20 protein-coding genes and 1 pseudogene are annotated in these 24,724 nt (G+C 65.3%); 12 read left to right on the plus strand and 9 right to left on the minus strand.

The features are described 5' to 3' along the window. Nucleotide 1 precedes the first annotated feature (1 nt). From IVA96_RS22570 to IVA96_RS22585, 4 genes are all read left to right on the plus strand, one after another. Nucleotides 2–1,513: a tripartite tricarboxylate transporter permease gene (locus IVA96_RS22570; protein WP_247276659.1), complete on the plus strand. Its 1,512-nt coding sequence runs from the start codon at nucleotides 2–4 to the stop codon at nucleotides 1,511–1,513. Nucleotides 1,514–1,564: 51 nt separating this feature from the next. Continuing rightward, the gene (gene meaB / locus IVA96_RS22575; RefSeq protein ID WP_247276660.1) at nucleotides 1,565–2,554 is read left to right on the plus strand and encodes a methylmalonyl Co-A mutase-associated GTPase MeaB; all 990 of its coding nucleotides are present in this window, start codon (nucleotides 1,565–1,567) and stop codon (nucleotides 2,552–2,554) included. Beyond that, complete coding sequence (locus IVA96_RS22580; protein WP_247276661.1) at nucleotides 2,551–3,207, plus strand: pyroglutamyl-peptidase I; 657 nt, start codon at nucleotides 2,551–2,553, stop codon at nucleotides 3,205–3,207. The genes meaB and IVA96_RS22580 overlap by 4 nt, the downstream gene beginning before the upstream one ends. Nucleotides 3,208–3,327: 120 nt before the next feature. After that, a complete protein-coding gene (locus tag IVA96_RS22585; RefSeq protein WP_247419280.1) occupies nucleotides 3,328–4,698 on the plus strand; it encodes a TIGR03808 family TAT-translocated repetitive protein in 1,371 nt (456 codons plus the stop codon). On the opposite strand, the gene IVA96_RS22590 is transcribed toward IVA96_RS22585, so the two are convergent. The 4 genes from IVA96_RS22590 to IVA96_RS22605 form a co-directional block, all read right to left on the minus strand. Beyond that, nucleotides 4,695–5,270, minus strand: a complete 576-nt coding sequence (locus IVA96_RS22590) for a TIGR03809 family protein (RefSeq protein ID WP_247276690.1) — start codon at nucleotides 5,268–5,270, stop codon at nucleotides 4,695–4,697. The genes IVA96_RS22585 and IVA96_RS22590 overlap by 4 nt on opposite strands. A gap of 511 nt (nucleotides 5,271–5,781) precedes the next feature. Next, complete coding sequence (locus IVA96_RS22595; protein WP_247276663.1) at nucleotides 5,782–7,494, minus strand: S8 family serine peptidase; 1,713 nt, start codon at nucleotides 7,492–7,494, stop codon at nucleotides 5,782–5,784. A gap of 16 nt (nucleotides 7,495–7,510) precedes the next feature. Then, a complete protein-coding gene (locus IVA96_RS22600) occupies nucleotides 7,511–8,206 on the minus strand; it encodes a hypothetical protein (RefSeq protein WP_247276664.1) in 696 nt (231 codons plus the stop codon). Beyond that, nucleotides 8,203–8,772, minus strand: a complete 570-nt coding sequence (locus IVA96_RS22605; RefSeq protein ID WP_247276665.1) for a sigma-70 family RNA polymerase sigma factor — start codon at nucleotides 8,770–8,772, stop codon at nucleotides 8,203–8,205. Before IVA96_RS22605 ends, IVA96_RS22600 begins: the two co-directional genes overlap by 4 nt. A gap of 431 nt (nucleotides 8,773–9,203) precedes the next feature. Between IVA96_RS22605 and IVA96_RS22610 the strand changes: the two are divergent. Both IVA96_RS22610 and IVA96_RS22615 read left to right on the plus strand, forming a co-directional pair. After that, nucleotides 9,204–10,360, plus strand: a pseudogene (locus tag IVA96_RS22610) (GGDEF domain-containing protein). Nucleotides 10,361–10,423: 63 nt separating this feature from the next. After that, nucleotides 10,424–11,527 (plus strand): DUF2336 domain-containing protein, encoded by a 1,104-nt coding sequence (locus IVA96_RS22615; RefSeq protein ID WP_247276667.1) that lies wholly within the window; start codon nucleotides 10,424–10,426, stop codon nucleotides 11,525–11,527. A gap of 11 nt (nucleotides 11,528–11,538) precedes the next feature. Here the strand turns inward: IVA96_RS22615 and IVA96_RS22620 are convergent, their stop codons facing one another. Next, complete coding sequence (locus IVA96_RS22620; protein WP_247276668.1) at nucleotides 11,539–12,177, minus strand: DUF1109 domain-containing protein; 639 nt, start codon at nucleotides 12,175–12,177, stop codon at nucleotides 11,539–11,541. 2 nt (nucleotides 12,178–12,179) lie between these two features. Further along, nucleotides 12,180–12,725, minus strand: a complete 546-nt coding sequence (locus IVA96_RS22625) for a sigma-70 family RNA polymerase sigma factor (protein ID WP_247276669.1) — start codon at nucleotides 12,723–12,725, stop codon at nucleotides 12,180–12,182. 290 nt (nucleotides 12,726–13,015) lie between these two features. Here IVA96_RS22625 and IVA96_RS22630 point away from each other — a divergent pair, with 290 nt between their 5' ends. The 4 genes from IVA96_RS22630 (at nucleotide 13,016) to IVA96_RS22645 (ending at nucleotide 17,330) form a co-directional block, all read left to right on the plus strand. Further along, complete coding sequence (locus tag IVA96_RS22630) at nucleotides 13,016–13,669, plus strand: hypothetical protein (protein ID WP_247419282.1); 654 nt, start codon at nucleotides 13,016–13,018, stop codon at nucleotides 13,667–13,669. A gap of 108 nt (nucleotides 13,670–13,777) precedes the next feature. Continuing rightward, the gene (locus IVA96_RS22635; protein WP_247419283.1) at nucleotides 13,778–14,557 is read left to right on the plus strand and encodes an enoyl-CoA hydratase; all 780 of its coding nucleotides are present in this window, start codon (nucleotides 13,778–13,780) and stop codon (nucleotides 14,555–14,557) included. 268 nt (nucleotides 14,558–14,825) lie between these two features. Continuing rightward, entirely contained in the window at nucleotides 14,826–16,175 is a 1,350-nt protein-coding gene (locus IVA96_RS22640; protein WP_346015545.1) for a TolC family outer membrane protein, read from the plus strand. Nucleotides 16,176–16,367: 192 nt separating this feature from the next. Further along, entirely contained in the window at nucleotides 16,368–17,330 is a 963-nt protein-coding gene (locus IVA96_RS22645; protein ID WP_247276672.1) for an amidohydrolase family protein, read from the plus strand. Here the strand turns inward: IVA96_RS22645 and IVA96_RS22650 are convergent. From IVA96_RS22650 to IVA96_RS22660, 3 genes are all read right to left on the minus strand, one after another. Next, nucleotides 17,318–20,449 (minus strand): CusA/CzcA family heavy metal efflux RND transporter, encoded by a 3,132-nt coding sequence (locus tag IVA96_RS22650; protein WP_247419284.1) that lies wholly within the window; start codon nucleotides 20,447–20,449, stop codon nucleotides 17,318–17,320. The genes IVA96_RS22645 and IVA96_RS22650 overlap by 13 nt on opposite strands. A gap of 28 nt (nucleotides 20,450–20,477) precedes the next feature. After that, on the minus strand, nucleotides 20,478–21,722 hold the full coding sequence (locus IVA96_RS22655; RefSeq protein WP_247419285.1) for an efflux RND transporter periplasmic adaptor subunit: 1,245 nt from the start codon (nucleotides 21,720–21,722) through the stop codon (nucleotides 20,478–20,480). Nucleotides 21,723–21,867: 145 nt separating this feature from the next. Next, nucleotides 21,868–23,280, minus strand: coding sequence for a CoA transferase (locus IVA96_RS22660; protein WP_247276675.1), 1,413 nt, complete (start codon nucleotides 23,278–23,280; stop codon nucleotides 21,868–21,870). Nucleotides 23,281–23,348: 68 nt separating this feature from the next. On the opposite strand from IVA96_RS22660, the gene IVA96_RS22665 reads away from it, so the two are divergent. After that, nucleotides 23,349–23,636 carry a hypothetical protein gene (locus tag IVA96_RS22665; protein WP_247276692.1) on the plus strand — a complete coding sequence of 96 codons (288 nt, stop codon included), beginning with the start codon at nucleotides 23,349–23,351 and terminating at the stop codon, nucleotides 23,634–23,636. Between the two features lie 177 nt (nucleotides 23,637–23,813). Further along, on the plus strand, nucleotides 23,814–24,584 hold the full coding sequence (locus tag IVA96_RS22670) for an SDR family oxidoreductase (RefSeq protein WP_247419286.1): 771 nt from the start codon (nucleotides 23,814–23,816) through the stop codon (nucleotides 24,582–24,584). Nucleotides 24,585–24,724: the final 140 nt, after the last annotated feature.

A 24,724-nucleotide genomic window follows, 5' to 3' on the forward strand; every position in this document is an offset into this window, starting at 1 on the left:
CATGCTGAAAACCCTGATTGATGCGTTCGCACTGATCTCGACCTGGGAGGTCATCATCGCGATGTTCGCGGCCTCCGTGTACGGGCTCGTGATCGGCTCGCTGCCGGGCCTGTCGGCGACGATGGCGACCGCCCTGCTCGTCCCCGTCACCTTTTACCTGTCGCCGATCGCGGCGATTGCGACCATCGTCGCGGCGTCCTCGATGGCGATCTTCTCCGGCGACATTCCCGGCGCGCTGCTGCGCATTCCCGGCACGCCGGCTTCCGCCGCCTATGCCGACGAAGCCTATGCCATGACCCGCAAGGGCCAGGCCGAGCTCGCGCTCGGGGCCGGCGTCTGGTTCTCCGCGGTCGGCGGCATCGCCGGCGTGCTGTCGCTGATGATCCTGGCGCCGCCGCTCGCCGAGATCGCGCTGTCGTTCTCGACGTTCGAATATTTCTGGCTGGCGCTGCTCGGCCTGATGTGTGCCACTTTGGTCGCGCGCTCCTCGCCCGTGAAGGCGATCGCCGGCATGTTCATCGGCCTGCTGGTCTCCTGCATCGGCATCGAGAATCCCGGCGGCGTCCCGCGCTTCACCTTCGGCCTCACCGATCTGTTCGGCGGCATCGAACCGATCCCGGCGCTGGTCGGCGTGTTCGCGGTGGCGCAGGTGATGCGCGCGATGCTGACGCCCGAGCCGCCACCGCTGCCGCGACGAAAATTCGGAAGCATCATGGCCGGCCAGTGGAAGCTGACCAAGAAGTATCATTGGCAGATGACGCGCGGGAATATCGTCGGCATCATCATCGGCGTGCTGCCCGGCGCCGGCGCCGACATGGCCGCCTGGGTCTCCTACGCGATGTCGAAGCGCTTCTCGAAGGAGCCTGAAAAGTTCGGCACCGGTCACGTCGAAGGCCTGGTCGAGGCCGGAGCCAGCAACAACGCCAGCATCGCCTCCGGCTGGGTGCCATCGCTGCTGTTCGGCATCCCCGGCGACACCATCGCCGCGATCGCGATCGGCGTGCTCTACATGAAGGGACTCAATCCCGGCCCGACGCTGTTCACCGAGAAGGCGTCGAGCATGTACGCGATCTATCTGATGTTCATCATCGCGAACATCATGATGATCCCGCTCGGCATCGCCATGATCCGGGTCGCGGCCTACATCCTGCTGGCGCCACGCTCCACCGTGATGCCGATCATCATGCTGTGCTGCGCGGTCGGCTCGTTCGCGATCGGCAACAACATGTTTGGCGTCGTCACCGTCGCCGCCTTCGGCGTGATCGGCTATATCATGGAAGCGAACGGCTATCCCGTGGCAGCCATGGTGCTCGGCATCGTCATGGGCACCATGGTCGAGCAGGCTTTCGTCACCTCGTTGATCAAGTCGGACGGAAGCATCCTGCCGTTCTTCGAGCGCCCAGTCGCGGCGATCCTCGCCGCGATGGCAATCGGCGCCCTGCTGTGGCCGGTAATGGTGTGGGTGTGGCGCAAGATGAAACCGCCCCAGGCGGCGGCGGCAACATCCCGGTGATTTGCAGGCGAGCGCCCTCGCCTGCCCAGCCGGGCCGTTGTAAAGCAGGGCATGACTGAGAAGAAGGCCTCGCCGGACACCCAATCCCTCGCCCGCGACGTGCGCGCCGGCAGCCGCGCGGCGCTGGCGCGGGCTATCACGCTGGTGGAGAGCCGGCGCTCCGACCATCAGGCGCTGGCGCGCGAACTGGTGCAGATGCTGCTGCCCGACACCGGCAAGGCGGTGCGCGTCGGCATCACCGGCTCTCCGGGCGTCGGCAAGTCCACCACGATCGACGCGCTCGGCACGTATCTGATCGAACAAGGCCACAAGGTCGCAGTGCTCGCGGTCGATCCGTCCTCAGCGCGCAGCGGCGGCTCGATCCTCGGCGACAAGACCCGGATGGCGCGGCTGTCGGCCTCCACCGATGCCTTCATCCGCCCCTCGCCGTCTTCGGGCACGCTCGGGGGCGTCGCGGCCAAGACACGCGAGGCAATGCTGATTTGCGAAGCCGCAGGCTTCGGCGTCGTGCTGGTCGAGACCGTCGGCATCGGCCAATCCGAGACGGCGGTCTGCGACATGACCGATTTCTTCCTCGCACTTATGCTGCCGGGCGGCGGCGACGAACTGCAAGGGATCAAGAAGGGCCTGGTCGAGCTCGCCGACATGATCGCCATCAACAAGGCCGACGGCGACAACCTCAAGCGCGCCAAGATCACGGCCGCTGACTACCGCGGCGCGCTGCACATCCTCGCGCCGCGGTCCGAGCATTGGCACCCACCGGTCGAGACCTATTCGGCGCTCACCGGCGACGGAATCGCGAGAATTTGGCAGAGGATCCTTGATCACCGCAAGGCGATGAGCGCATCCGGCGAGTTTGCCGCGCGGCGGCGCGATCAGCAGGTGAAATGGATGTGGTCGATGCTGGAGCAGCGCATGCTGGCGCGGCTGCGCAGCGAGGCGTCGGTGCGGACCAAGGTCCGGAAGATCGAGGCCGAGGTCGCCGACGGCCATCTCACGCCGGCCCTCGCCGCGGAGCAGATGCTGGAGTTGCTGCAATGAGCGAAAGGCTCCGCATTCTCCTCACCGGCTTCGGGCCGTTTCCCGGCGCGCCGTTTAACCCGACCCAGCCGCTGATAGCGCGGCTGGCGCAGCTGCGCCGCCCGGCGCTCGATAATGTTGCGATCGCAAGCCACATCTTCCCGGTCACCTATGCTGCGGTCGACCGGCAATTGCCTGACGTGCTCGCGAAGGTGAAGCCGGATGCACTTCTGATGTTCGGCCTCGCCGCACGCACGCCTTACTTGCGCATCGAGACCCGCGCCCGCAATGCGGTCACCATGCTCTGGCCGGATGCCGCCAACACCCGCTCGAGCAAGCGCGGCATCGCCGGCGATGCGGACGCGATGACGTTCGGTCCGCACACCGCAAGGCTGCTGCGCGCCGCACGCCTCACCGGCATCGATGCGCGCGCCTCGCGCGATGCCGGCGCCTACCTCTGCAACTATCTGAGCTGGCGCGCGATCGAGAATGTGAGAGCGGGCGGGCCCAGGCTTGCGGCGTTCATCCACATCCCGCTGCTCGCGCGCAGCGGCGCGGTGCGCCGCAAGGGCGCACCCCGGATCACGCTGGAGGAACTGGTGGATGCGGGCGAAGCGATGCTGATGGAGATGGTGCGATTGGCGCGGAAGGAACGGAACACGCTGGGGCCGTAACCCCTACCGCACCTTGCTTACGTAAACATTTAACCCTACCGCGAACAATCCTCACGCCACCGGCCGTCCTGAGCTACCTAGTCCCCGCGGACACGTCCCGCGTCCGCCGGAGGACGCGTCATGGACCTCAATCGCCGTCACCTCATCGGAGCCTCGACCGCGGGCATCGCCGGCGCGCTCGCCGTGCCGGCCGATGCTGCGCGCGCGGCGCCGCTGACGTCCCTGCTCGGCCGCGACGCCACGCAATACGGTGTGCGGCCCGGCGCCAGCGAGGACCAGACCCGCGCGCTCCAACGTGCGATCGATGAGAGCGCGCGGACGCAGATGCCGCTCGCCTTGCCGCCCGGCATCTACCGCACTGGACTATTACGGCTACCGAGCGGCGCGCAGCTGATCGGCGTGCGCGGTGCGACGAAATTCGTCTTCACTGGGGGCGCGTCGGCGATCCAGAGCGACGGCGCTGACTCCATCGGCCTCACCGGCATCACGTTCGATGGTGGCAACATTCCGCTGCCGACGCGGCGCGGCCTGATCCACGTCCTCGGCGGCCGCGACGTCCGCATCACCGATTGCATGATCATCGGCTCCGGCGGCAGCGGCATTTGGCTCGAGCAGGTCTCAGGCGACATCTCCGGTAACATCTTCTCCAATGTCGCAGTGACGGCGGTCGTCTCGTTCGATGCCCGGGGCCTCAGCGTCTCCCGCAACACCATCACCGGCACCAACGATAACGGCATCGAGATCCTGCGCACCGCGATCGGCGACGACGGCACGCTGGTCGCTGACAACCGCATCGAGGACATCAAGGCCGGCCCCGGCGGCTCCGGCCAGTACGGCAACGCCATCAATGCCTTTCGCGCCGGCAACGTGATCGTGCGCGGCAACCGCATCAGGAATTGCGATTACTCCGCCGTGCGTGGCAACTCCGCCTCGAACATCCATATCACCGGCAACAGCGTCAGCGACGTGCGCGAGGTCGCGCTCTATTCGGAGTTCGCGTTCGAGGCCGCGGTGATTGCCAACAACATTGTCGATGGCGCCGCCGTCGGTGTCTCCGTCTGCAATTTCAACGAGGGTGGCCGCATCGCCGTGGTCCAGGGCAACATCATCCGCAACCTGATCCCGAAACGGCCGATCGGCACCGCGCCGGACGACGATGCCGGCGTCGGCATTTATATCGAGGCGGATTCCTCGGTGACCGGCAACGTGATCGAGAACGCGCCGTCCTACGGCATCGTCGCGGGCTGGGGCAAGTATCTGCGCGACGTCGCCATCACCGGCAACGTGATCCGCAAGGCGCTGGCAGGCATCGGCGTCTCCGTGATGCCCGGTGCCGGCACCGCGCTCGTCAACAACAACATGATCTCGGAGACCCCGCGCGGCGCCGTGGTCGGGCTGGACCACGCGCGCGCCGTGACGTCCGACCTGTCAGCCGACGGTGCGCAGCGGTTCGCGCAGGTGGTGGTCGGCGGGAATGCGGTGCGGCGTTAGAACGCGTTGCGCAGCAGCGGGTATTTGGCCTCCAGGCCATCGAGGCTGAAGGTGAATTCGACGACGCGCTCGGGGGCGGCGACGATTTCGGCGGGAGGTGGGGAGAATTGCGGCAGTAGCGTTGCCGCCGTGGCCGGCGCCATAACGGCAGGTGCCGTGCGCGATGCCATCGCGGGTGGCGCGGAGAGCGGTGCGATCGGGGCTTCGGTAACGTCGGCGAGAACGTCCGGCGTGGGATCGAGCCTGACCGGCACCGCGGTCTCGGGCGCGATGTGGACGGCCTTCGGCTGCACGGTCTGCGCCTGTTGGTCGCGCGGAAATACGCGCGGCATCGTTGCCGGCGACCAGCCGAAGGCGGGCGTCACGCTGGCGGCTGCCGCAGCGACGTCCGCGCCCGTTGCAAGGGCGCGCCAGGTCTGGACCGCACGCTTGGCCTCCTGGATATTTTCGAGAAATGCGATCTCGGAGTGGTAGCGGCGCCAGCGTCCGGTCTCGAACATTTCGGAGAGATGTTGCAGCCGCTGCTCCGCGAGAGCGCACCAGCGTGCCGCAATGTCGCGGCTAACGGCCACGTCGCGAACGACTTCTTGGCGATGTGTCATGAACCAGCCCGTCAGGAGAAAACACGGACGCGGGGACGCAACGCACACGAATCAATTTAGACGCGACATGATTATTTTGTGGAAAAGTTTTGACTTGTCCAGCAACGACACCGCGTCCGCCATCGAGCACCGTAATCGTGCGGAGATTTGCTATGTTTTCGAGTCAAGCTTCGCACAAGCATGACCGGCTTGCGGCGTGCCGCGCGAGCGACGCGGCGGACGCGGGTGCGGTCCTTCAACCGGAAGCTGAACGATCGCGAGGCTTTAAAATTGGATGCCCACAAAGAAAAGACCCGTCCGGGGGGACAACCGGACGGGTCGAGCCATATGGGCGCTTGGGGTGGATGGGCGCTCGCGCCTGATATGACCGATGGGGAGGGATGACCGCTCCCACATAATTTGGTCGTGGCAGCTGGCTGAACGTTCAACGCGGCATTCGCTTTTTTGACCTTCGGCGGGCGCGCGCGTCTTGTCGCAGCCGCTACCGCGGCGCCGGCCTATCCGCCTGAGAAATCGCGGATTTTTCGTCTGCGCTCGACAACGAGGGTTGCTCGATGGCGCGGATGCCGGGCTCGTCGGGACGCTTCCCGGCATCTTCACGTTTTGTTGTACCGGATGCCGCCGCAACCGGCGTCGCACTGTCGGCCGGAACGGCCATGACCGCGGCAAACGCATCGGCCTCGCCGTCGCCGAACAGATCATCACGGCCGGGTGAACCGAGGTCGCGCGCGGTCTTCGCCAGCGTCGTGCGCAGCGCTTCCGGCTTCAAGGCATGGTTGCGCTCGAGCAGCAGCGCCGCGACGCCGGAGACATAGGCGGCGGAGAAGGAGGTTCCGGACGTCATCTGGTATTTGCCGTCAGGCGCCGGCAGGAAGATGTCGACGCCGGGAGCTGCGACCGCGATGTAGTTGCCGCGATTGGAGGCGGTGAACAGCCGGTCCTGCTGGTCGGTCGCACTGACCGCGATCACGTTGGGATTGGCGGCGGGATAGAGCGGCGGCGATTTGGCCCCGGCATTGCCGGCGGCCGCGATCAGCACGAGGCCACGCGCGGCGCTCGCGGCGATGGCCCGCTCGATCAGGGCGTCCTTGGGGCCCGCAAAGCTCATATTGACGATCTGCGCGCCGTGCTCGGCAGCATAGTTCAGCGAGCGCAGGATGATGTAGGACGAGCTCTCGGCCCCGCCCGCAGGGCCGCCGAAGGCGCGGATCGCGATGATGCGCGCCTCGGGCGCGCTGCCCATCAGCCGGCCATGCGCGACGATGGCACCCGCGATGCCAGTGCCGTGAACATGCGGTCCCTCGGTGGTGCCGAGCGCATCGAAATTGTCGGCGATGGAATCAGCGAGTTCGGGATGGCTGGCGTCGATCCCGGAATCGATCACGGCAACCGTGACGTTGGCGCCGTGCGCCAGCGTATGCGCCTGCGGCAGGCGGAGCTTTGTCAGTGCATATTGCGCAGGATCGCCTTCGGTCGGCCCCGACGGTTTCTGGTCCTGGAGCACATAACGGAAGTTCGGCTGAAGCGAGCGCACACTGCCCTCGGCCGCGAGTTCGCGCCGCACCGTCTCGTATGCCCGGCCATCGGTGATGCGGAACAGGCCGAAAGTGGCGCCGATCAGCGGGAAATTCTCGGAGGCAACGCGCGTCAAGCCGTGGCGACGGGCGAGTTCGTCGGCCTCGGCCGGCGAGAGCGCACCGTCGATCTCGGCGATGAGCTCCTTGGCGAAGCTGCGCGAGGTGACCGCGGCCGGCGTGCTGTTGCCACGCCCCTTGCCGGCGCTCTTCTTGACTGATTTTCCACCGCCCTCGCCGCCTGCGTTCGGCTGCGCCAGGCATTCGCCCCCGGCATCGCGATAGGGTGCGGTGCAGGCCGGATAGAGGTTCGGCGAATAGCGCGCATAGGGCATTACCGGCGTCGGCCGTATGCGGGACGACGTGGTGTGGGGGATGGCCGCGATCGTCCGCGGGCCGCGGCCGACGCTGACCGCGCGCGCCGCGACACCGGGGCTTACACGCGGGGCAATGCTCGGAGAGATGGTCGGCGTGCGCGAGGGAACGCTGATCGTGGGCGTACGCATGATCGCCTGCGCCTGCGCAACCTCGACGCCGAGACAGGCTGTGAGCAGCAGCGCGGCTCCGACCGACGAAACGTAGGCCCCGGCGTGTACCCTGCTCTCCGACTGGCGCGTCATCGGTTCAGCGGCGCGGTCAGGGGGTCGCGACGGCCAGATTGACGAACTTCTCGCGCTGCATCTTGCCGAGCAGCGAGGCGAGCTCGTCCTGGCTCATCGCCTTGTTGAATTGGAGGCGGAACATGCCGCCCTTGGCTCCGTCGATGATCGACGCCTGATAGCTGTCGAGCAGCGCGGTGATGTCGGCGATGCGCGCCTCGGGAGTGAAGCGCACCAGCGCACGCGCCGGCGCGGCCGTGCTTCCAAGCTCGCGTGTGATCGGCGCGCTGGTCGAGAGCGAAGCCGTCTGGAAGGTCGCCGGCTGGTTCTTGATCAGCACGGCGCCGATGATTCCGGCTTGCAGCACGAGCGCGACGGCGCCGAGGCTCGCCGACCAGGCCAGCGTCCGCGGCGACAAGCTCGCGAAGAAGGTCGAAATGCGCGCCGACAGCGGCAGCGAACCGGTCGCCCGCGCCGGCTCGGCATCGATCGCGGCGAACAGCTTCTGCAGCGCGCGCGCGGACGGAGCCCCCAGGCTCTCGTTCAGATGGATGGTCTCTTCGTACTCGCCGCGGATCGCGGCATATTGCTTCGCGAGCTCCGGATCGCGCGCCAGGGCTTCCTCGACGCGGCGGGCATCGCGCGCGTTCAGCGTGCCGGCGGCGTGCCAGGGCAGCAGCAGTTCAATTTCACTGGGCTCTTGCTCCAGCATCTTCTTGCTCAACGCCATCATGGCCAGCCTCGCTCAACGCCGGCTGCCTTCAGCAGTTCGGCCAATTTCTTGCGCGCATAGAACAAGCGCGTCTTCACAGTGTTCTCCGGTATCCCGACGATCTCGGCCACTTCTTCCACGGACTTCTCGTGGTAGTAGACGAGATCGACGATTTCCCGGTGTTCCGGCGAGAGACCCGTCAGACACTCCCGCAACGCCTCACTGGTATCCTTCTTCTGCACCAGCGTTTCTGGATCGTCGGACGTATCCTCGATCGCGTTGGCGGCCTCTTCGTCCAACTCAAAATCCTTCCTGCGCCGAAGCGCAGACAGGGCCTTGAATCGGGTGATTGCCAGCAGCCAGGTGGAAACGGCGGATCGACCCTCGAACTTGCCGGCTTGACGCCAGACGTCGAGAAACACCTCGCTGATGAGGTCTTCCGCCGCCTGCTCGTTCCGCACGAGCCTGAGCCCGAACCTGTAAACCCTGACATGGTGCCGCCCGTACAGCACCTGCATGGCGAGCCGGTCGCCTTGAGCGATCCTGGCGATGAGGACCTCGTCCGAAGCCGCCTGTGTCACGCTCAAAGGCCGTCTCGCAAGATTGGTCGGGTCGATGCGGCGGACGGTTCGACCGAAAAGGCGAAATTCTTCAACTTACCGCAGTCATACGCGAGCCTGTGTGATCTACCCCACATACGTGCATTCTTCATATTCGCCCGTGGCGGTCGGCCATTTCGGTCCAGATCGGTAGCATAGTACTGAAATATGTCCTCAGCAGAAAGCCGGTCCAGCACAGCCAGCGCGGCCAAGTCTGGATCCATAGCAGTTCTGCACGCCATATGTCTCACGACCCCCCGTTTTGGCTCGACCGCATCGCCCTGCCTCATCGCCGGCAGATGTCCCTGCCACCGATGTTCCATGACCGGAACGCCCCACACGGTTTCGGTTCCGAAGGATACCAAACCTAAAGGCTTGCCACGTAGATTTTTGGGCTGACATCCACCATCGGCAGGATAATGAACACGGCCGCGACGTCCTTTCCGGAGAGGAATGCCGCTGAAGTCGCGGATCTCGTCTTCGCGCGCGAAGCGGCGGCTCCGGAAGTCGTGGCGCGCCGGGCCCGGCAGCGCCGCCAGATGTATATCGGCCAGGTCGCGAGCTACTCGCTCGGGGCCTCGGTCCTGCTGCTGTACGCCTATGACGGCGCGATCTCCATGGGCGTGCCGTCGCTGTTTTGGCTCGGCGGCCTCCTGATCATCGGTACGTTCACCGTGCTGTCGGAAGCCGGCTTCGGTGATCGGTTCGAAGATCATTACCTCACCGTCTTCCAGATATCTGCGCATACGGCGCTGCAAGTGGTGTTCCTGCTCGCGGTACCGACGGTCGGGGTCGCCTTCCTTGCCGTGCTGTTTCTGATCTTCGCGTTTGGTACGCTGCGGATGACGTCGAGCCAGGCGATGGTCACCTGGGGTCTTACCACCTGCGGGCTCGTCGTGGTCTTTCTGGGCTCGGACCTGCCGATCGGCCTGCCGGTTACGACCCGGTTGCAGCGGACCGCCTCGATGCTGTGCTTCGTGCTGGTGATCGGCCAGTGCGCCACCCTCGGCCTGTTTGGCGCAACGCTGCGCAAGATCCTGTACCGGCGCAGCATCGAGCTGAAGGCCGCCTATCAGCGCATCGAGGAGCTGGCCGAGCTCGACGAACTCACTGGCTCCTACAATCGCCGCTGCATCATGCGGCTTCTCGACACCGCGATCGAAGAGTCACGGCAGGCATCAACGCCTTGCGCGATCGCGCTGATCGATCTCGACTGGTTCAAGCGCATCAACGATGCCCACGGCCATCCCATCGGCGACGAGGTGCTGCGCACCTTCGCCATCACCATTTTTGCCAACATCGGCCCGGCCGACTGCTTCGGCCGCTACGGCGGCGAGGAATTTCTGCTGCTGCTGCCCGGAGCGGATGGCGGGGCGGCATCGCGCATGCTCGACCGCTTGCGCCAAATCGTCGCCGATCTCGACTGGAATGCATTTTCTCCGGGCATGCGCGTGACATTTCCGCGGGCGTCGTGACGCTGCGCGACAACGATACTGCCGACACGTTTCTCGTGCGCGCCGACCGCGCGCTCTATTCCGCCAAGGCGCAAGGGCGCAACCGCGTTATAACGGACTGACCAATTCATTTTTTTCCGACGCGTGAGAAGACGGCGCCGGACCGAACGCTCCAGGACAGGGCCATGAGATCGAAATCCGCAACGTCATCCGAGAACCTGCTCGAGGAATTGCAGGCGGCGCTCTCCCACGGCACCGTTGCGCGCCGGGTCGAGACGCTGCGCCGCGTCACCGATCTCTTCGTGGGCAACGCGGTGGATTATTCCGACGACCACGTCCGCGTGTTCGACGACGTGTTCCAGTGCCTGATCGAGCAGATCGAGGTTTCGGCCAGGGCGCTGCTCGCTGACCGCCTCGCACCGATCGCGTCCGCGCCGCCCAAGATCATCCGTACGCTCGCGCTCGACGAGGTGATCGAAGTCTCCGGCCCCGTGCTGTCGAAATCGGAACGGCTGGACGAAGCGACACTGATCGAGATCGCGCGAAGCAGAGGCCAGGCGCATCTCAAGGCGATCTCGCTGCGGCGGGTGCTATCGGAGGCGTTGACCGACGTGTTGGTGACGCGCGGCAACGAGGACGTGGTGCAGTCGACCGTCAGCAATCCGGGCGCGCGCCTGTCGGAGGGAAGTCTCACCGACCTCGTCAACCGCGCCGAACGCGACGATGACCTCGCCACCTGCATCGGTCTGCGACCCGACCTGCCGCGTCATCACTATTTGAAGCTGATTGCAAAGGCTTCCTTGAGCGTGCGCAAGAAGTTAGAGGCCGCACACCCCGGGCTCGCGGAGGAAGTGTCGAGCGTCGTCCAGGAAGCCGCCCAGCGGGTCCGCGCCGCCGCCACGACCAGGCAGACCGAGACGGCGCGCGCGCTGGTGAAGTCGCTGCACGAGGACGGTCGCCTCAACGAATTTCAGGTCAGCACTTTCGCCGAGCAGGGCAAGTTCGACGAGACCAATGCGGGACTCGCAGCACTCGCGGGCGTCGCGATCGAGACCGCCGAGACCATAATGATCGACAGCCGGACCGAGGGCGTGATGATCCTCGCCAAGATCGCGGGCATGTCATGGTCGAGCGTGCGCGCCATCATCGCCATGCGCGAGAAGCTCTCCGGCGGCTCGCAGACTGACACGCTGACGCGGCGCGACACCTACGAGGCCCTGCGCTCATCGACCGCGCAGCAGGTACTGCGGTTTTACCGCATGCAGCAGAGCACGACGCCGGCGTCGTGAAGCCCGGCGCGCTAGTACCGCAGGACTTTCGAGCCCACTGCCGCGCCGATCGCGGTCACCACCGCGGTCGCGAGCGTGTACCAGGTCGCGACGAACAGCGGAGAATCGTCGGTGCAGTGCGAAGCGTAGAGCGTCGCGGCCAGCCCGGCAGACAACAGCCCGGCGAGCGCGCCGGCGAGCGCCGGGCGCGACGGCGCACCGTGGCGCAGGCCGAACAGCGCTCCCGCAAGCAGCGGCAGCGCCATCGCGGGGATCGCAAACAGGCACACCCTGGAGTTCTTGCCCATCAAGCGCATCGTCATCGGCATGGCCGGCGCCATCATCGCCTCACTGCCGATCGCCACAGCAAGCAGTCCGACGGGAAGCAGCAAGAGCCAGCCCCAGCCGCGCAGCAGGGCTTCGGGACGCGACAGATGCAGGCTGACGATGATGGCGGGAATCGCGAGCGACAGCGTCACCGCGAACTTCATGTCGAAGAACGGGTTGCGCATCGCACTCATCATGTCCGGACGCACACCGAGGAACGTCGCGAAGATCAGGATCGACAGCGGCGCGGCCACCAGCAGTGCCATGGTCAGGACGGTGCCGACGCGCGGCGCGCGATGAACGTTGTCGGCCGCGAGCGAGCGAATGAGTTGATCGGTATCCATGCCTAGTGGTCCCGCAGTTTGGCAGTCAGTGCAGCAAGTCCACGATGCAGCGCAACCCGCACCGCACCTTCGCTCATCGCAAACTTTGCCGCCGTATCCTTGATCGAGGCGGCCTCGACCGCGATCGACTGCAAAACGTCGCGCTGGCGCTGCGGCAGGGTGCTCAGCTGGGCGGCGACCTCGCCCACCGAAGCCGTCTCCTGCGGCGCCGCGCCCGGCAGCGTCTCGGCGAAATCGTCGATGTTGACGAAGACGCGCCTGCCGCGCCGCCGCAGCGTATCGATCAGCTTGTTGCGGGCGATCGCGAACAGCCAAGGCGCGAAGGGGGCTTCGCTATCCCAGGTGTGCCGCTTCAGATGCACCGCCAACAAAATCTCCTGCACGATATCCTCGGCTTGGTCGGGAGACTGGCCTGCCCGCGCCAGCCCACGTCTTGCAGCAGCGCGCAGCACCGGCGTAACCGCCTTCAACAGGCGATGATACGCCGCATTATCGCCCGCCATGGCCGACCGCATCAGGCCGGTCCATTCATCCTCACGTCCGCGCACGCGCGCCCCTCACCATGCAATTCGGCCGCTCTTTCAATTTGTTACCCCTGCGCCCGCGTGATCACGAACTCGTGATCGACGCCGAGCCTCCTCTCCGCTGCGGCCGTAAGAGCCCGCGACGCCTCATAACACCTATCAATCCGGCCCGCATCCGGCGGCCGGCGGCGAGGGGCGGTTTGCCCCGTTTTCGCCCTGTGGAGCCCGAAGAATCCCATTTTCTGCCCCGCTGTCGTCACGCCCCAGGGTCTCTGTTCGTTCTTGGGACGGGCGGAATTGGGGAGATCGTCAACATGATCAAAGCCAGCGGGCGCGCGGCCCTGATCCTTGTGGCCGGGCTTTTCTTGGTGTTTGGCGGCGTTGCACAGGCGGCGCCGAACTCAGCCGAAAGCAGCAAATCCGACAGCGCAGGCAATCAGGCCGACGCGGCCAAGCCGAGCAAGCAGCGGCACCATGAGTCGCGCCGCGCCAGCAGCAAGACGGCGCAAAAGACCGACAAGAAGGACGCTGCGGCAAATACCTCCGAGGCCAAGGCCGGCATCGACGGGACGGCCTCAAGCCAGATGCCGCCGGAAGTCGCCAACGCGCATGCGCAGCTCACCGCCACCGATATGCCGACCGCTGCTGCGGCCACTGCGATGACGGGCCGTGCCAACGACAACGTCCAGGCGGCGGCGGCCGATGACACCGCCAATAACACCGCGGCCGAGACCCAGGTGGTGGCCCCCGATCAGCTCAACGACATCGACCGCGCCGTGCAACAGGACAACCCGCCGGCGCAGAAGGCCGTGGTCGCTGCAACCGAAGCGCAGCCGCGCCCCACGCCGGTGATGGCAAGCAGCCAGCAGAGCTCGGCCTGGGACCAGAGCTCCCTGATCGGCAAGATCTTCATCGGTGTCGGCACGTTTCTGACGCTGGCCTCGGCTGCGCGCATGTTCATGGCCTGACCGTCAGTTCCGCCAGGACGCACGGCCCCGCGAGTCCTGCGTCCGGCCCCTTGAAGCCCACCGCGCCAGCGGGCACATTGCCCACCCAATCAGAAGCGTGGGTGGACCATGAGCACGTTCGAACACATCATCGTCGAAAGCAAAGGCGCGGTCGGCATCATCAAGCTGAATCGGCCGAAGATGCTCAACGCGCTCTCTTTCGGCGTCTTCCGCGAGATTGCGGCCGCCGTCGACGATCTCGAGGCCGATGAGGCCATCGGCTGCATCGTCGTGACCGGCAGCGAGAAGGCCTTTGCCGCCGGCGCAGACATCAAGGAGATGCAGCCGAAAGGCTTCATCGACATGTTCTCCGAGGATTTTGCCGCGATCGGCGGCGACCGCGTCGCGCGCTGCCGCAAGCCGACCATTGCGGCAGTCGCGGGTTATGCGCTCGGCGGCGGCTGCGAGCTCGCCATGATGTGCGACTTCATCATCGCCGCCGATACCGCCAAGTTCGGCCAGCCCGAGATCACGCTCGGCACCATTCCAGGCATCGGCGGCACCCAGCGCCTGACGCGCGCAATCGGCAAATCGAAGGCGATGGACCTCTGCCTCACCGGCCGCATGATGGATGCGGCGGAGGCTGAGCGCGGTGGCCTCGTCAGCCGCATCGTGCCGGCCGACAAGCTGATGGACGAGGTGATGGCGGCAGCCGAGAAGATCGCGGCCATGTCGCGCCCTGCCGCCGCGATGGCCAAGGAAGCGGTGAACCGCGCCTTCGAGACCACGCTCGCCGAGGGTATGAGCGTTGAACGCAACCTGTTCCACGCGACTTTCGCGCTGGAAGACCGCTCCGAGGGCATGGCCGCGTTCATCGAGAAGCGCAAGCCGGTGAACAAGAACCGGTGAGGGACAAGTCCATCAGGCTGGTGTAAGGCTCTGCCGCGTTCTCGCCGAAACCCTGTGACGAAGCTGCAACAAGCACGGATTTCATGGGGGTTTTCCCCGCGGCAGTTTGCCTGCGGGACCTGCGCTGGTTAAACAGTTAAGAGGGCCCCGTCGGCGGGGGCGGACAGCCAGGATTTTGCGGGATTACATGATTGGGCGTACCGCCAGAGCTGGTCGCGTGATGACGCGGCATCGATCGGGCGTGGCTCCCGTGCTTGCGACATGGACCATGCTGGCGCTCTCGTGCGTCCTTTCCTCCCCAGCGTGGGCCGAGGCCCTGCCAGAGGCGCTCGCCAAGGCCTACCAGACCAACCCCCAGCTCAATGCCGAGCGCGCACGGCAGCGTGCGACCGACGAGAACGTGCCGCAGGCACTTGCCGGCTATCGACCGCAGATCGTGGCCAGCCTCAGCGCCGGCCTGCAATCGGTGCGCAATCTGCTGCCCGACAACACCATCCAGACCGCCAATCTAAAACCCTGGATCATCGGCGTCACCGTGACGCAGACCCTGTTCAACGGCTTCCGCACCGCCAACAGCGTGCGCGCCGCCGAACTCCAGGTGCAGTCGGGCCGCGAGGCGCTGCGTAATGTCGGCCAGGGCGTGCTGCTCGACGCGGTCACCGCCTACACCAACGTGCTCGCCAACCAGTCGCTGGTCGAAGCGCAGCGCTCCAACGTCGCCTTCCTGCGCGAAACACTCGCCGTGACCCAGCGCCGCCTCAATGCCGGTGATGTCACACCGACCGACACCGCCCAGGCCGAGGCGCGCCTCAACCGCGGCCTTGCCGATCTCAACGCGGCGGAAGTCGCGCTCGCCGTGAGCCAGGCAACGTATACGCAAGTGATCGGCAACGCGCCGTCGCAGCTTCGGCCCGCCGAAGCCGTCGACCGCTATCTGCCGAAGAGCCGCGAGGATGCCATGACGATGGCGATCCGGCAGCATCCGGCGGTGACGGCCGCAAGCTTCGACGTCGACGTCGCCTCCACCAACATCCGCATCGCCGAAGGCACGCTGCTGCCGAGCGCCAGCATCCAGGGCAGCGCCAGCAAGAGCCGCAACAACGACCCGACGCTCGGCACCTTCGCCGAGGATCAGGCCTCGATTGTCGCCAACGTCACCGCCCCGATCTACGACGGCGGCCAGGCCGCGGCGCAGACCCGGCAGGCCAAGGAGATCACGGCGCAGAGCCGGCTCGTGCTCGACCAGGTGCGCAACCAGGCACGTACGGCCGCAGTCAGCGCCTGGGTTGCCAATGAAGGCGCCAAGATCACGGTCTCGGCCTCGGAGTCCGAAGTGAAGGCGGCTACCGTCGCGCTCCAGGGCGTGCAGCGTGAGGCCGCCGGCGGACAACGTACGACGGTCGACGTGCTGAACTCGCAAGCCGACTTGATCCAGGCCAAGGCGCGCCTCATCAGCGCCAACCGCGACCGCGTCATCGCCTCCTACACGCTGCTCAGCGCGGTCGGCCATCTCGATGTCAAGACGTTGAACCTGAACACGCCGGATTACCTGCCCGAGGTGCACTACCACCAGGTCCGCGACGCCTGGCACGGCTTGCGCACGCCGTCGGGGCAGTAGCAGCCGGCGACGCAGGATCTCCAGCGCGCTGCCCTGCTCGCCCGTCTTGACGTACCCGGTCGTGCGTGTTGACGGCTCACGCCGGCTTGCGGACCTTGTTGAGCAGCTATGCAGCGAAGTGGAGCGGCTGCCGGGCTGATGTGATACTGTCCCAGCCCTATTGCCAAAGATCGTATTACAAGGAGAGAAACCATGCTCAGCCGACGCGGCGTCCTGTTCGCCTCGCTTGCCGCCGGAGTAGCCATGACCAACAGAGCCAACGCCCGTGCGGCGCAGCCTGAGACGCCGATCAATTTCGATGTCCCGGCGCATGCCTGCGACTGCCACACCCACATCCATGGCGATGTCGAAAAGTTTCCGTTCTTCGCAGGGCGCGTCTACACGCCGGAGCCGGCGAGCCCCGAAGAAATGGCCGCGCTGCACAAGGCGCTGCATATCGAGCGCGTGGTGATCGTGACACCAAGCGTCTACGGCACCGATAATTCATCGACCTTGTTCGGCATGAAAGCACGCGGCGCGACCGCGCGCGGAGTGGCCGTGATCGACGACAAGACCACCGAGGCCCAACTCGACACGATGCATCAGGACGGATTCCGCGGCATCCGCCTCAATCTTGCGACCGGCGGCGTCAATGACCCCAATGTCGGCCGACCGCGCTTCACTGCCGCCGTCGAACGGATGAAGGCGCGCGGCTGGCACGTGCAACTCTACACCACGCTCGCCATGATCTCGGCGATCAAGGACCTCGTCGAGACGGCGCCGGTGCCCGTCGTGTTCGACCATTTTGGCGGTCTCGAAGCCTCGCGGGGCCTGGAGCAGCCGGGCTTTTCCGATCTCGTCGCGCTGGTGAAATCCGGCAAGGCCTATGTCAAGATTTCGGCCGCCTACCGGTCATCAAAGCTCGCACCCGACTATCAGGACATGGTGCCCTTCGCGAAGGCGCTGATCGCGGCGAACGCGGATCGCATCGTCTGGGGCACCGACTGGCCGCATCCCGATTCCAGCCGCGTCGAGGGACGCAAGCCCACCGACATCGCGCCGCTCTATCAGATCGACGACGGACGTCTGCTCAATCAGCTGCCAGTATGGGCGCCAGATGCGGACGTGCGCAAGAAGATCCTGGTCGACAATCCGGCGCGTCTCTACGGGTTCTGACGATCAGCGCGCGGGCGGGAGAAAAAGGAGATCAGGACCGGCAAGGTCACGAGGATCACGACCGGCGCCAGCATCATGCCGGTGACGACCACGACCGCGAGCGGCTTCTGCACCTGCGAGCCGATGCCGTCCGACAGCGCCGCCGGCAACAGGCCGACGCCGGCGACGACGCAGGTCATCAACACCGGCCGAAGCTGCAATTCGCCGGTACGCACCACCGCGCTCATGCGGTCCATGCCTTCCTCGATGAGCTGGTTGAACTGCGACAGGATGATGATGCCGTCCATGACGGCGATGCCGAACAGCGCGATGAAGCCGATCGCCGCGGAGACGCTGAAGGCCGTGCCGGAAATCAAAAGGCCCAGCACGCCGCCGAAGATCGCCATCGGGATCACGCTCATCGCGAGCAGCGTGTCGGTCATCGAGCCAAAATTGAACCAGAGCAGGACGCCGATCAGCGCCAGCGAGATCGGCACCACGATCGACAGCCGCCGGATCGCATCCTGGAGGTTGCCGAACTCGCCGACCCACTCCATGCGCGAGCCGGGGGGCAGCTGCACCTGCTCGGCGATCTTTTGCTGCGCCTCGCGGATCGCGCTGCCGAGGTCGCGTTCGCGTACCGAGAACTTGATCGGCAGATAGCGCTCCTGCTGCTCGCGATAGATGTAGGCGGCGCCGGAGACGAGGCTGATGTTGGCGACCTCGCTCAGGGGGATCTGCGTGACGGTGCCGTTCGGTCCCGGCGCGCCGATCCGCAAATTCTGGATCGCCTCCGCGCTTCTGCGGTATTCCGGCGCGAGGCGCACGATGATCGGGAAGTGGCGGTCGCTGCCAGGCTCATAGAGATCGCCCGCAGTGTCGCCGCCGATTGCGACCTTGATCGTGGCGTTGATGTCGCCGGGGGCGAGACCATAGCGCGCAGCCTTGGCACGATCGATGTCGATCTGGATAGTCGGCTGCCCGAGCGAGGTGAACACCGCAAGATCGGTGACGCCCTGCACGGTGGCCAGCACCGACTTGATCTTGTTGGCGGTGTCGGTCAGCGCCTGGAGGTCGCTGCCGAACAGCTTGATCGAGTTCTCGCCCTTCACGCCGGAAACGGCTTCGGAGACATTGTCCTGGAGATATTGCGAGAAGTTGAACTCGACGCCGGGGAAGCGGTCGTCGAGCTGCTTGAACAGTTGCGCGGTCAGCTCTTCCTTGTCGCGCGTGCCGGGCCACTGGCTCGCGGGCTTGAGCGGCGCGAAGAACTCGGCGTTGAAGAAGCCGGCGGCGTCGGTGCCGTCGTCGGGACGGCCGTGCTGCGACACCACGGACTCGACCTCGGGCCGGGCGCGGATCACCTTGCGCATCTCGTTGACGTAAGAATTGCCTTCCTGGAGCGAGATGGTCGGCGGCAGCGTGGCGCGGATCCAGAGATTGCCCTCTTCCAGTTTGGGCAAAAATTCGAGACCCAGCAGCCGGCCGAGCGCAACCGTCATCAGCACGAGGCCGACGGCGCCGCCGAGCACGATGTTTCGATTGGCGACCGCCCAATGCAGCAGCGGCGAGTAAAGCCTGTGCAGGATCTGCATGATCCTGGTCTCGGTTTCCTCGACATGGGCGGGCAGGATGATCGCCGATAGCGCCGGGGTGACGGTGAACGTCGCAAGCAGCCCGCCCGCAAGCGCATATGCGTAGGTGCGCGCCATCGGCCCGAAGATATTGCCCTCGACGCCTGACAGCGTGAACAGCGGCAGGAAGGCCGCGATGATGATGGCCGCTGCAAAGAAGATCGAGCGCGAAACGTCGGCCGCAGCGCTGAGGATGGCATGGCTCTTCATGCCGAACAGCGTCTCATGCGACATCTGCTCGGCTTCCGACATCGGCGTGGTCTGGGTCAGGCGTCGAAAGATCGCCTCCACCATGATGACGGTAGCATCGACAATCAAGCCAAAATCAATGGCGCCGACGGACAGCAGGTTCGCCGATTCTCCGCGGAGCACCAGGATGATAACGGCGAAGAAAAGCGCGAACGGAATGGTGGCGCCGACGATCAGCGCGCTGCGCAAGTCACCGAGGAACATCCACTGCAACAGCACGATGAGCAGAATGCCGACCACCATGTTGTGCAGCACGGTGTGGGTGGTGAGCTCAATCAGGTCTCCGCGGTCGTAGATCCGCTCGATGCGCACGCCTGGCGGCAGGATGCTGGAGTTGTTGATGGTTTGAACGAGTTGGTGGACGCGCTTGATGGTCGGCGAGCTCTGCTCGCCGCGGCGCATCAGGACGATGCCCTGCACGATGTCATCGGAATCGTCGATGCCGGCAATGCCCAGACGTGGCTTCTGGCCAACGGTTACGGTGGCGACGTCCTTGACCAGCACCGGATTGCCGCCGGACTGCGCCACCATGGTGTTGGCGAGATCATCGATCGAGCGGATCAGGCCGACGCCGCGCACCACCGCCGATTGCTGGCCGATATTGACGGTGTTGCCGCCGACATTGACGTTGGAATTGCCGACCGCTTGGAGCAATTGCGGCAGCGTCAAGCCGTTGGCGACCAGCTTGTTGAAATCGACCTGGAGCTCGTAGGTCTTGCTCCTGCCGCCCCAGCCGGTGACGTCGATGACGCCCGGCACGGCGCGGAAGCGGCGCTGCAGGATCCAGTCCTGGATGGTCTTTAGGTCAAGCACGCTGTAGTTCGGCGGTCCGACGAGACGATACCTGAAGATTTCGCCGACCGGACTGAGTGGCGATATCTGCGGCTGCACGTTGCCGGGCAGCGGCGCGAGTTGCGCCAGCCGGTTCAGCACCTGCTGCAGCGCCTCGTCATAGGTATAGGCGAAGGAGAACTGGAGTTTGACGTCGGAGAGGCCGTAGAGCGAGATTGTGCGGATAGTCGTGAGGTTCTTCAGGCCCGCGACCTGTGTCTCGATCGGAATCGTGATGTAGCGCTCGATCTCCTCTGCCGAGAGGCCCGGACTCTGCGTCACGATGTCGACCATCGGCGGGGTCGGATCGGGATAGGCTTCGATGTTGAGCTGGTTGAACGCGATCAGACCGCCGATCATGACGGCGACGAACATGCCGACCATCAGAAAGCGCCGATTGACGGCAAGGGCAACGAGACGATCCATCAGGTCTTCAGTTTTCTTGGGTCGTCGATCAGCTGCCGGACGCCGCGCGGTCGATGAACAGGCTGCCCCTGGTGACGATCTGCTCGCCAGGTTTCAGATTGCTAGTGACCTCGACGAGGTTGCCGTTGATGAGGCCGATCTTGATCTGGCGCAGCTCGACCGATTTGTCCTCGCGCGCGACCCAGATGCGGACCTTGTCGGCTTCATAGATCAAAGCCTGCTTCGGCACCGCCGGCGCGGCACGGTCGCCGGCCGAGTAGATCGTGACGTTGGCGAACATCTCCGGCTTGAGCAAGCCGTCCTTGTTGTCGATGGTGGCTCGGACCAGGAGGCGGCGGGTGTTGGGATCGATCGCGGCGGCGACGTAGTTGATCCTGGCGGTCAGCGGCCGCCCGGGCAGCGCCATCACGTTGACGGTGATGTCCTGACCGATGCACACCGCGGCCGCATCACTCTCGCGCACGAAGGCGGTGAGCCAGACCGTGGAGAGGTCGCCGATCACGAAGACCGGATCGCTGGCACCGGAACTGACGTACTGGCCAGGGCCGATCTTGCGCTGCACGACCGTGCCCGCGATCGGCGAATAGATCGTGATTTCCGGATTAATGACGCCCTTTTCCTGGAACGCCTTGATGGTCTCGTCGGTGAAGCCGAGGATGCGCAGCTTGTTGCGCGCCGCTTCTAGCGCCGTCATCGAGGAGCGCATGTCGTTCTGCGCCTGAACCTGGGTCGCCTCCGCCTGCTGATAGTCCTTCAGCGGAATGGCATGGCCCTCATAGAGGTCCTTAGCGCGCTTGAACTGGATGTCGGAGAGCTCAAGCGCCGACCTTGCCTTGTTCTGCGAGGTCATGGCCGCGACGAAATCGTTCTGAGCCTGCACAGTGTCGGCGGCCTCGATCGTGAACAGCGGTTGGCCTTGCTTCAGCATCTCACCCGGTTTGGCGAGCAGCTTGGTGACCCGGCCCGCATAGGGCGAGAACACCGGCGTCGAACGGTCCTCGTCGACCGCGACTTTGCCCTCGGTGACATACTCGGCCCGGAAGCTCTTGGCCTTGACCGGCTCGATCGTCAGCGTCGCCCATTCGGACGGCGTCGGTGTGAAGGTCTGCGCATTCCTGCGCGATTGGCTCGAGATTTCGGAGTGTTTCTTTTCCTTAGATCCCGAATACAGGAAGCCGTAGGCCCCGGCACCGGCGAGCGCTAGTAAAACTACGGAGGTGATCATCCGTTGTTTTGTAAGCACCTGCAATCGCTTGGTATTTTCAACCACCATTGAGCCCGGTCGTGTTTGCGACGATCTCGGCAAATGACTGCCTTATCGGTCGCGCTAATAGTGCTGAATTCCGATTTCAAACAACCTAAAAAACGCTGGGCGCCTCTTGGTCGACGTTAAAATTTCGCGATGTGTCAGCTTCATGTCAGCTTCGCGCCGGCCACTGTGCCGGATGACTGCCGAGCGGCATCGCCGGACGACTCCATTGTGCCGGCGTCGTCGATAGCACCGCCGAATGGCGCACCGCCTTCAACATGCCGAAGCCAGATGGCATGCTCTCGATGAACGCAGCATGTATGGCCTCCCCCGTAAGATCCGGGGTGTCCAGTCCGCCGTCAAGCCGGCCGAGATTCCACAGCCAGCGTCCGGTCTGCGCCAGCGACACGCGGACGTGCCAGCTGCCACCTTCGCGAGCCTGGCGCACTTTGGCCATCATGGCGCCGAACGCCATCAGATAACCGGTGGCGTGGTCGAGCATCTGAGCCGGCAATTCCTTGGGACCGTCGATGCCGGCGGCCTGTCCCTCCGCCTGGTTGAAGCCGGTCGCGGTCTGCACCAGTGAATCGAAGCCGCGCCGCTCTGCCCACGGACCGGCATGGCCATAGGCCGACAGCGTGACATAGACGATGCCGGGATTGGTTTGCGCTGCGTCCTCCGGCGCGAAGCCGAGGGCGGCGAGCGCGCGCGGGCGGTAGCCTTGCGAGAAGACGTCGGTGTCTTGCAACAGGGCGCGCAATTGCGCCCTGCCCGCCTCGCTTTTCAGTTCGATGAAGGTGGTAAGCTTGCCGCGGCCGGTGTCGATGGTGAGCCAGGGGATGGCGGGTAGTTCGGGCCCTGAGACGAGCAGCACGTCCGCGCCGTGCGCAGCGAGCGTGCGGCCTGCGACAGGGCCCGCGATGACGCGGGAGAGATCGAGCACGCGCAGGCCCGCGAGCGGACGATCGCTGTTCGACAATCCCAGGGGCCACGGTTTCGCCGGGGCCTCGCCGATCTTCTCGATCGAGACCAGCGGTAGTTCGGCGAGCGCCCACGCTTGCGGCAGCGCCGACCATTCGTCGTAGCTGCGCATCAGGGCAACGACGCCGCCCGCGGCGTAAGCCGCAGCCTCGAAATCCTCGCCTTTCCATTGCATGAGCGCCGCCTGCACCTTCTCGCGCTCGGGCACGCAGCCGAGTACCTTGCAGACGGCCTCGCGGTGATGCGGGAAATTGGTGTGGCAGCGGACGAAGCGGCCGTCGCCGGTTCTGTAGACGCCGGCGATGGCGTCCCAGGCCGGGGGCGGCGGCTTGTCGTCCACGCGCAAATAGCGCTCGGATCGGCATTCGACGACCGCATGACGCATGTCGACGGAGACGTCCTGCGCCTCACCGCTGCGCAGTCGCCAGATCTCCGCGGCGGCGAGGCCGGCGGCGGCGATCGTCGTCTGGCCGGCGACGGCGACGCGAAAGGAGGATGGGATCTGCGGCTCCTCACCGGTCAGCTGCACGCGGTCGAGCGCGGCGGCCTCGCCGCCTGCGGAGGTCCAGATGCTCTTGAGAATATCGGCCGGGCTTTGCATGGCCGCTTCTCTCCCTGCTCGTTTGCTGTACTTTTCGCGACCATGTCATGATCACAGAAAGGATTGCAATGGCCGCCGTCGATCCCCTCACCGCGGGTGCCGTGTTCGTCGCGACGGCGGCGACGGACGCGGTCTACGTGATGTTCACCTCGGCCGTGGTCGCGCGCAAGCGCGTGCCCGCCGCGACCTGGAGCGCGATCTGGTACCTGCTCTCGTCTTACGCCGTGATCAGCTACACCGAGAACGCCTTCTACGTCGCGTTCGCCGCGATCGGCTCCTGGGTCGGCGCCTACGTCTCGCTGACCTTCCTGCACCGCCCGCCCGGCGGCCCGCCGGTGGGAGCGGCGCTGGAGTGAATGGGCCCCGCCTCTCTCCGCGTCATTGCGAGGAGCCCTTGCGACGAAGCAATCCAGAGTGCTTCCGCGGATGCATTTTTGGATTGCTTCGCTGCGCTCGCAGTGACGAATTGGAGAGTTCAGCATATCTCCCAAAAGAGCTACACTCCCGGCACCAACAACAAGGAAAACCAGACAATGGATCTCGGTCTCAAAGGAAAGAACTCCATCGTGCTCGGCGGCACGCGCGGCATCGGGCGGGCGATCGCGGCGACACTTGCCGGTGAAGGCGCCAATGTCGCTATCTGCGCGCGCAACGCCGATCAGGTTGCGGCCACCGTCACTGAATTGAAGGCGAGCGGAATCCGTGCGACCGGCAGTCCAGTCGATGTCACCGACGGCGCGGCGCTGAAAGCCTGGATCGAGAATGCCGCAAAGGAGCTCGGCGGCATCGACATGCTGTTCTCCAATGCCGGCGCGATGGCGCAAGGGCACGACCCCGCGTCCTGGGAGCAGAATTTCCGGCTCGACGTGCTCGGTGCGGTGCATGCCTTCGATGCCGCGCGACCGTTCCTGGAGACAGGCGGCGCCAGCAGTGGCGACGCCGCCTTCGTCATCATCTCGTCGATCTCCGCGGCGCAAGCGGACACCGCCAGCTCCTACGGCCCGATCAAGGCGGCGCTGATCCACATGGCCAAGGGACTAGCGCGGCAATATGCCAAGAAGAAGATCCGGGTCAACGTGGTCTCGCCCGGCACGGTCTATTTCAAGGGCGGCGTCTGGGAGATGATCGAGCAGAACATGCCGGAGCGCTACAAGGATGCGATGAGCCGCAACCCGACCGGCCGCATGGCGACGCCGCAGGAGATCGCGAGCGCCGCGGTGTTTCTGGCAAGCCCGGTGTCAGGGTTCACCACTGGGTCCAATCTCGTCGTGGACGGCGCGATTTCGAACCGAGTGAATTTTTAGGGCACGGCATCATCATCGAAGAACTCGTAGGGAGGGCAAAGCGAAGCGTGCCCACCGCTTTCGCGACAGCCGCTGGAAGGTGGGCACGGCGCTTACGCGCCTTTGCCCACCCGACGGCAGTAAGCGTGTGGCGGCATCTC

The sequence above is a fragment of the Bradyrhizobium sp. 159 genome (genome assembly GCF_023073795.1).
GTDB lineage: Bacteria > Pseudomonadota > Alphaproteobacteria > Rhizobiales > Xanthobacteraceae > Bradyrhizobium.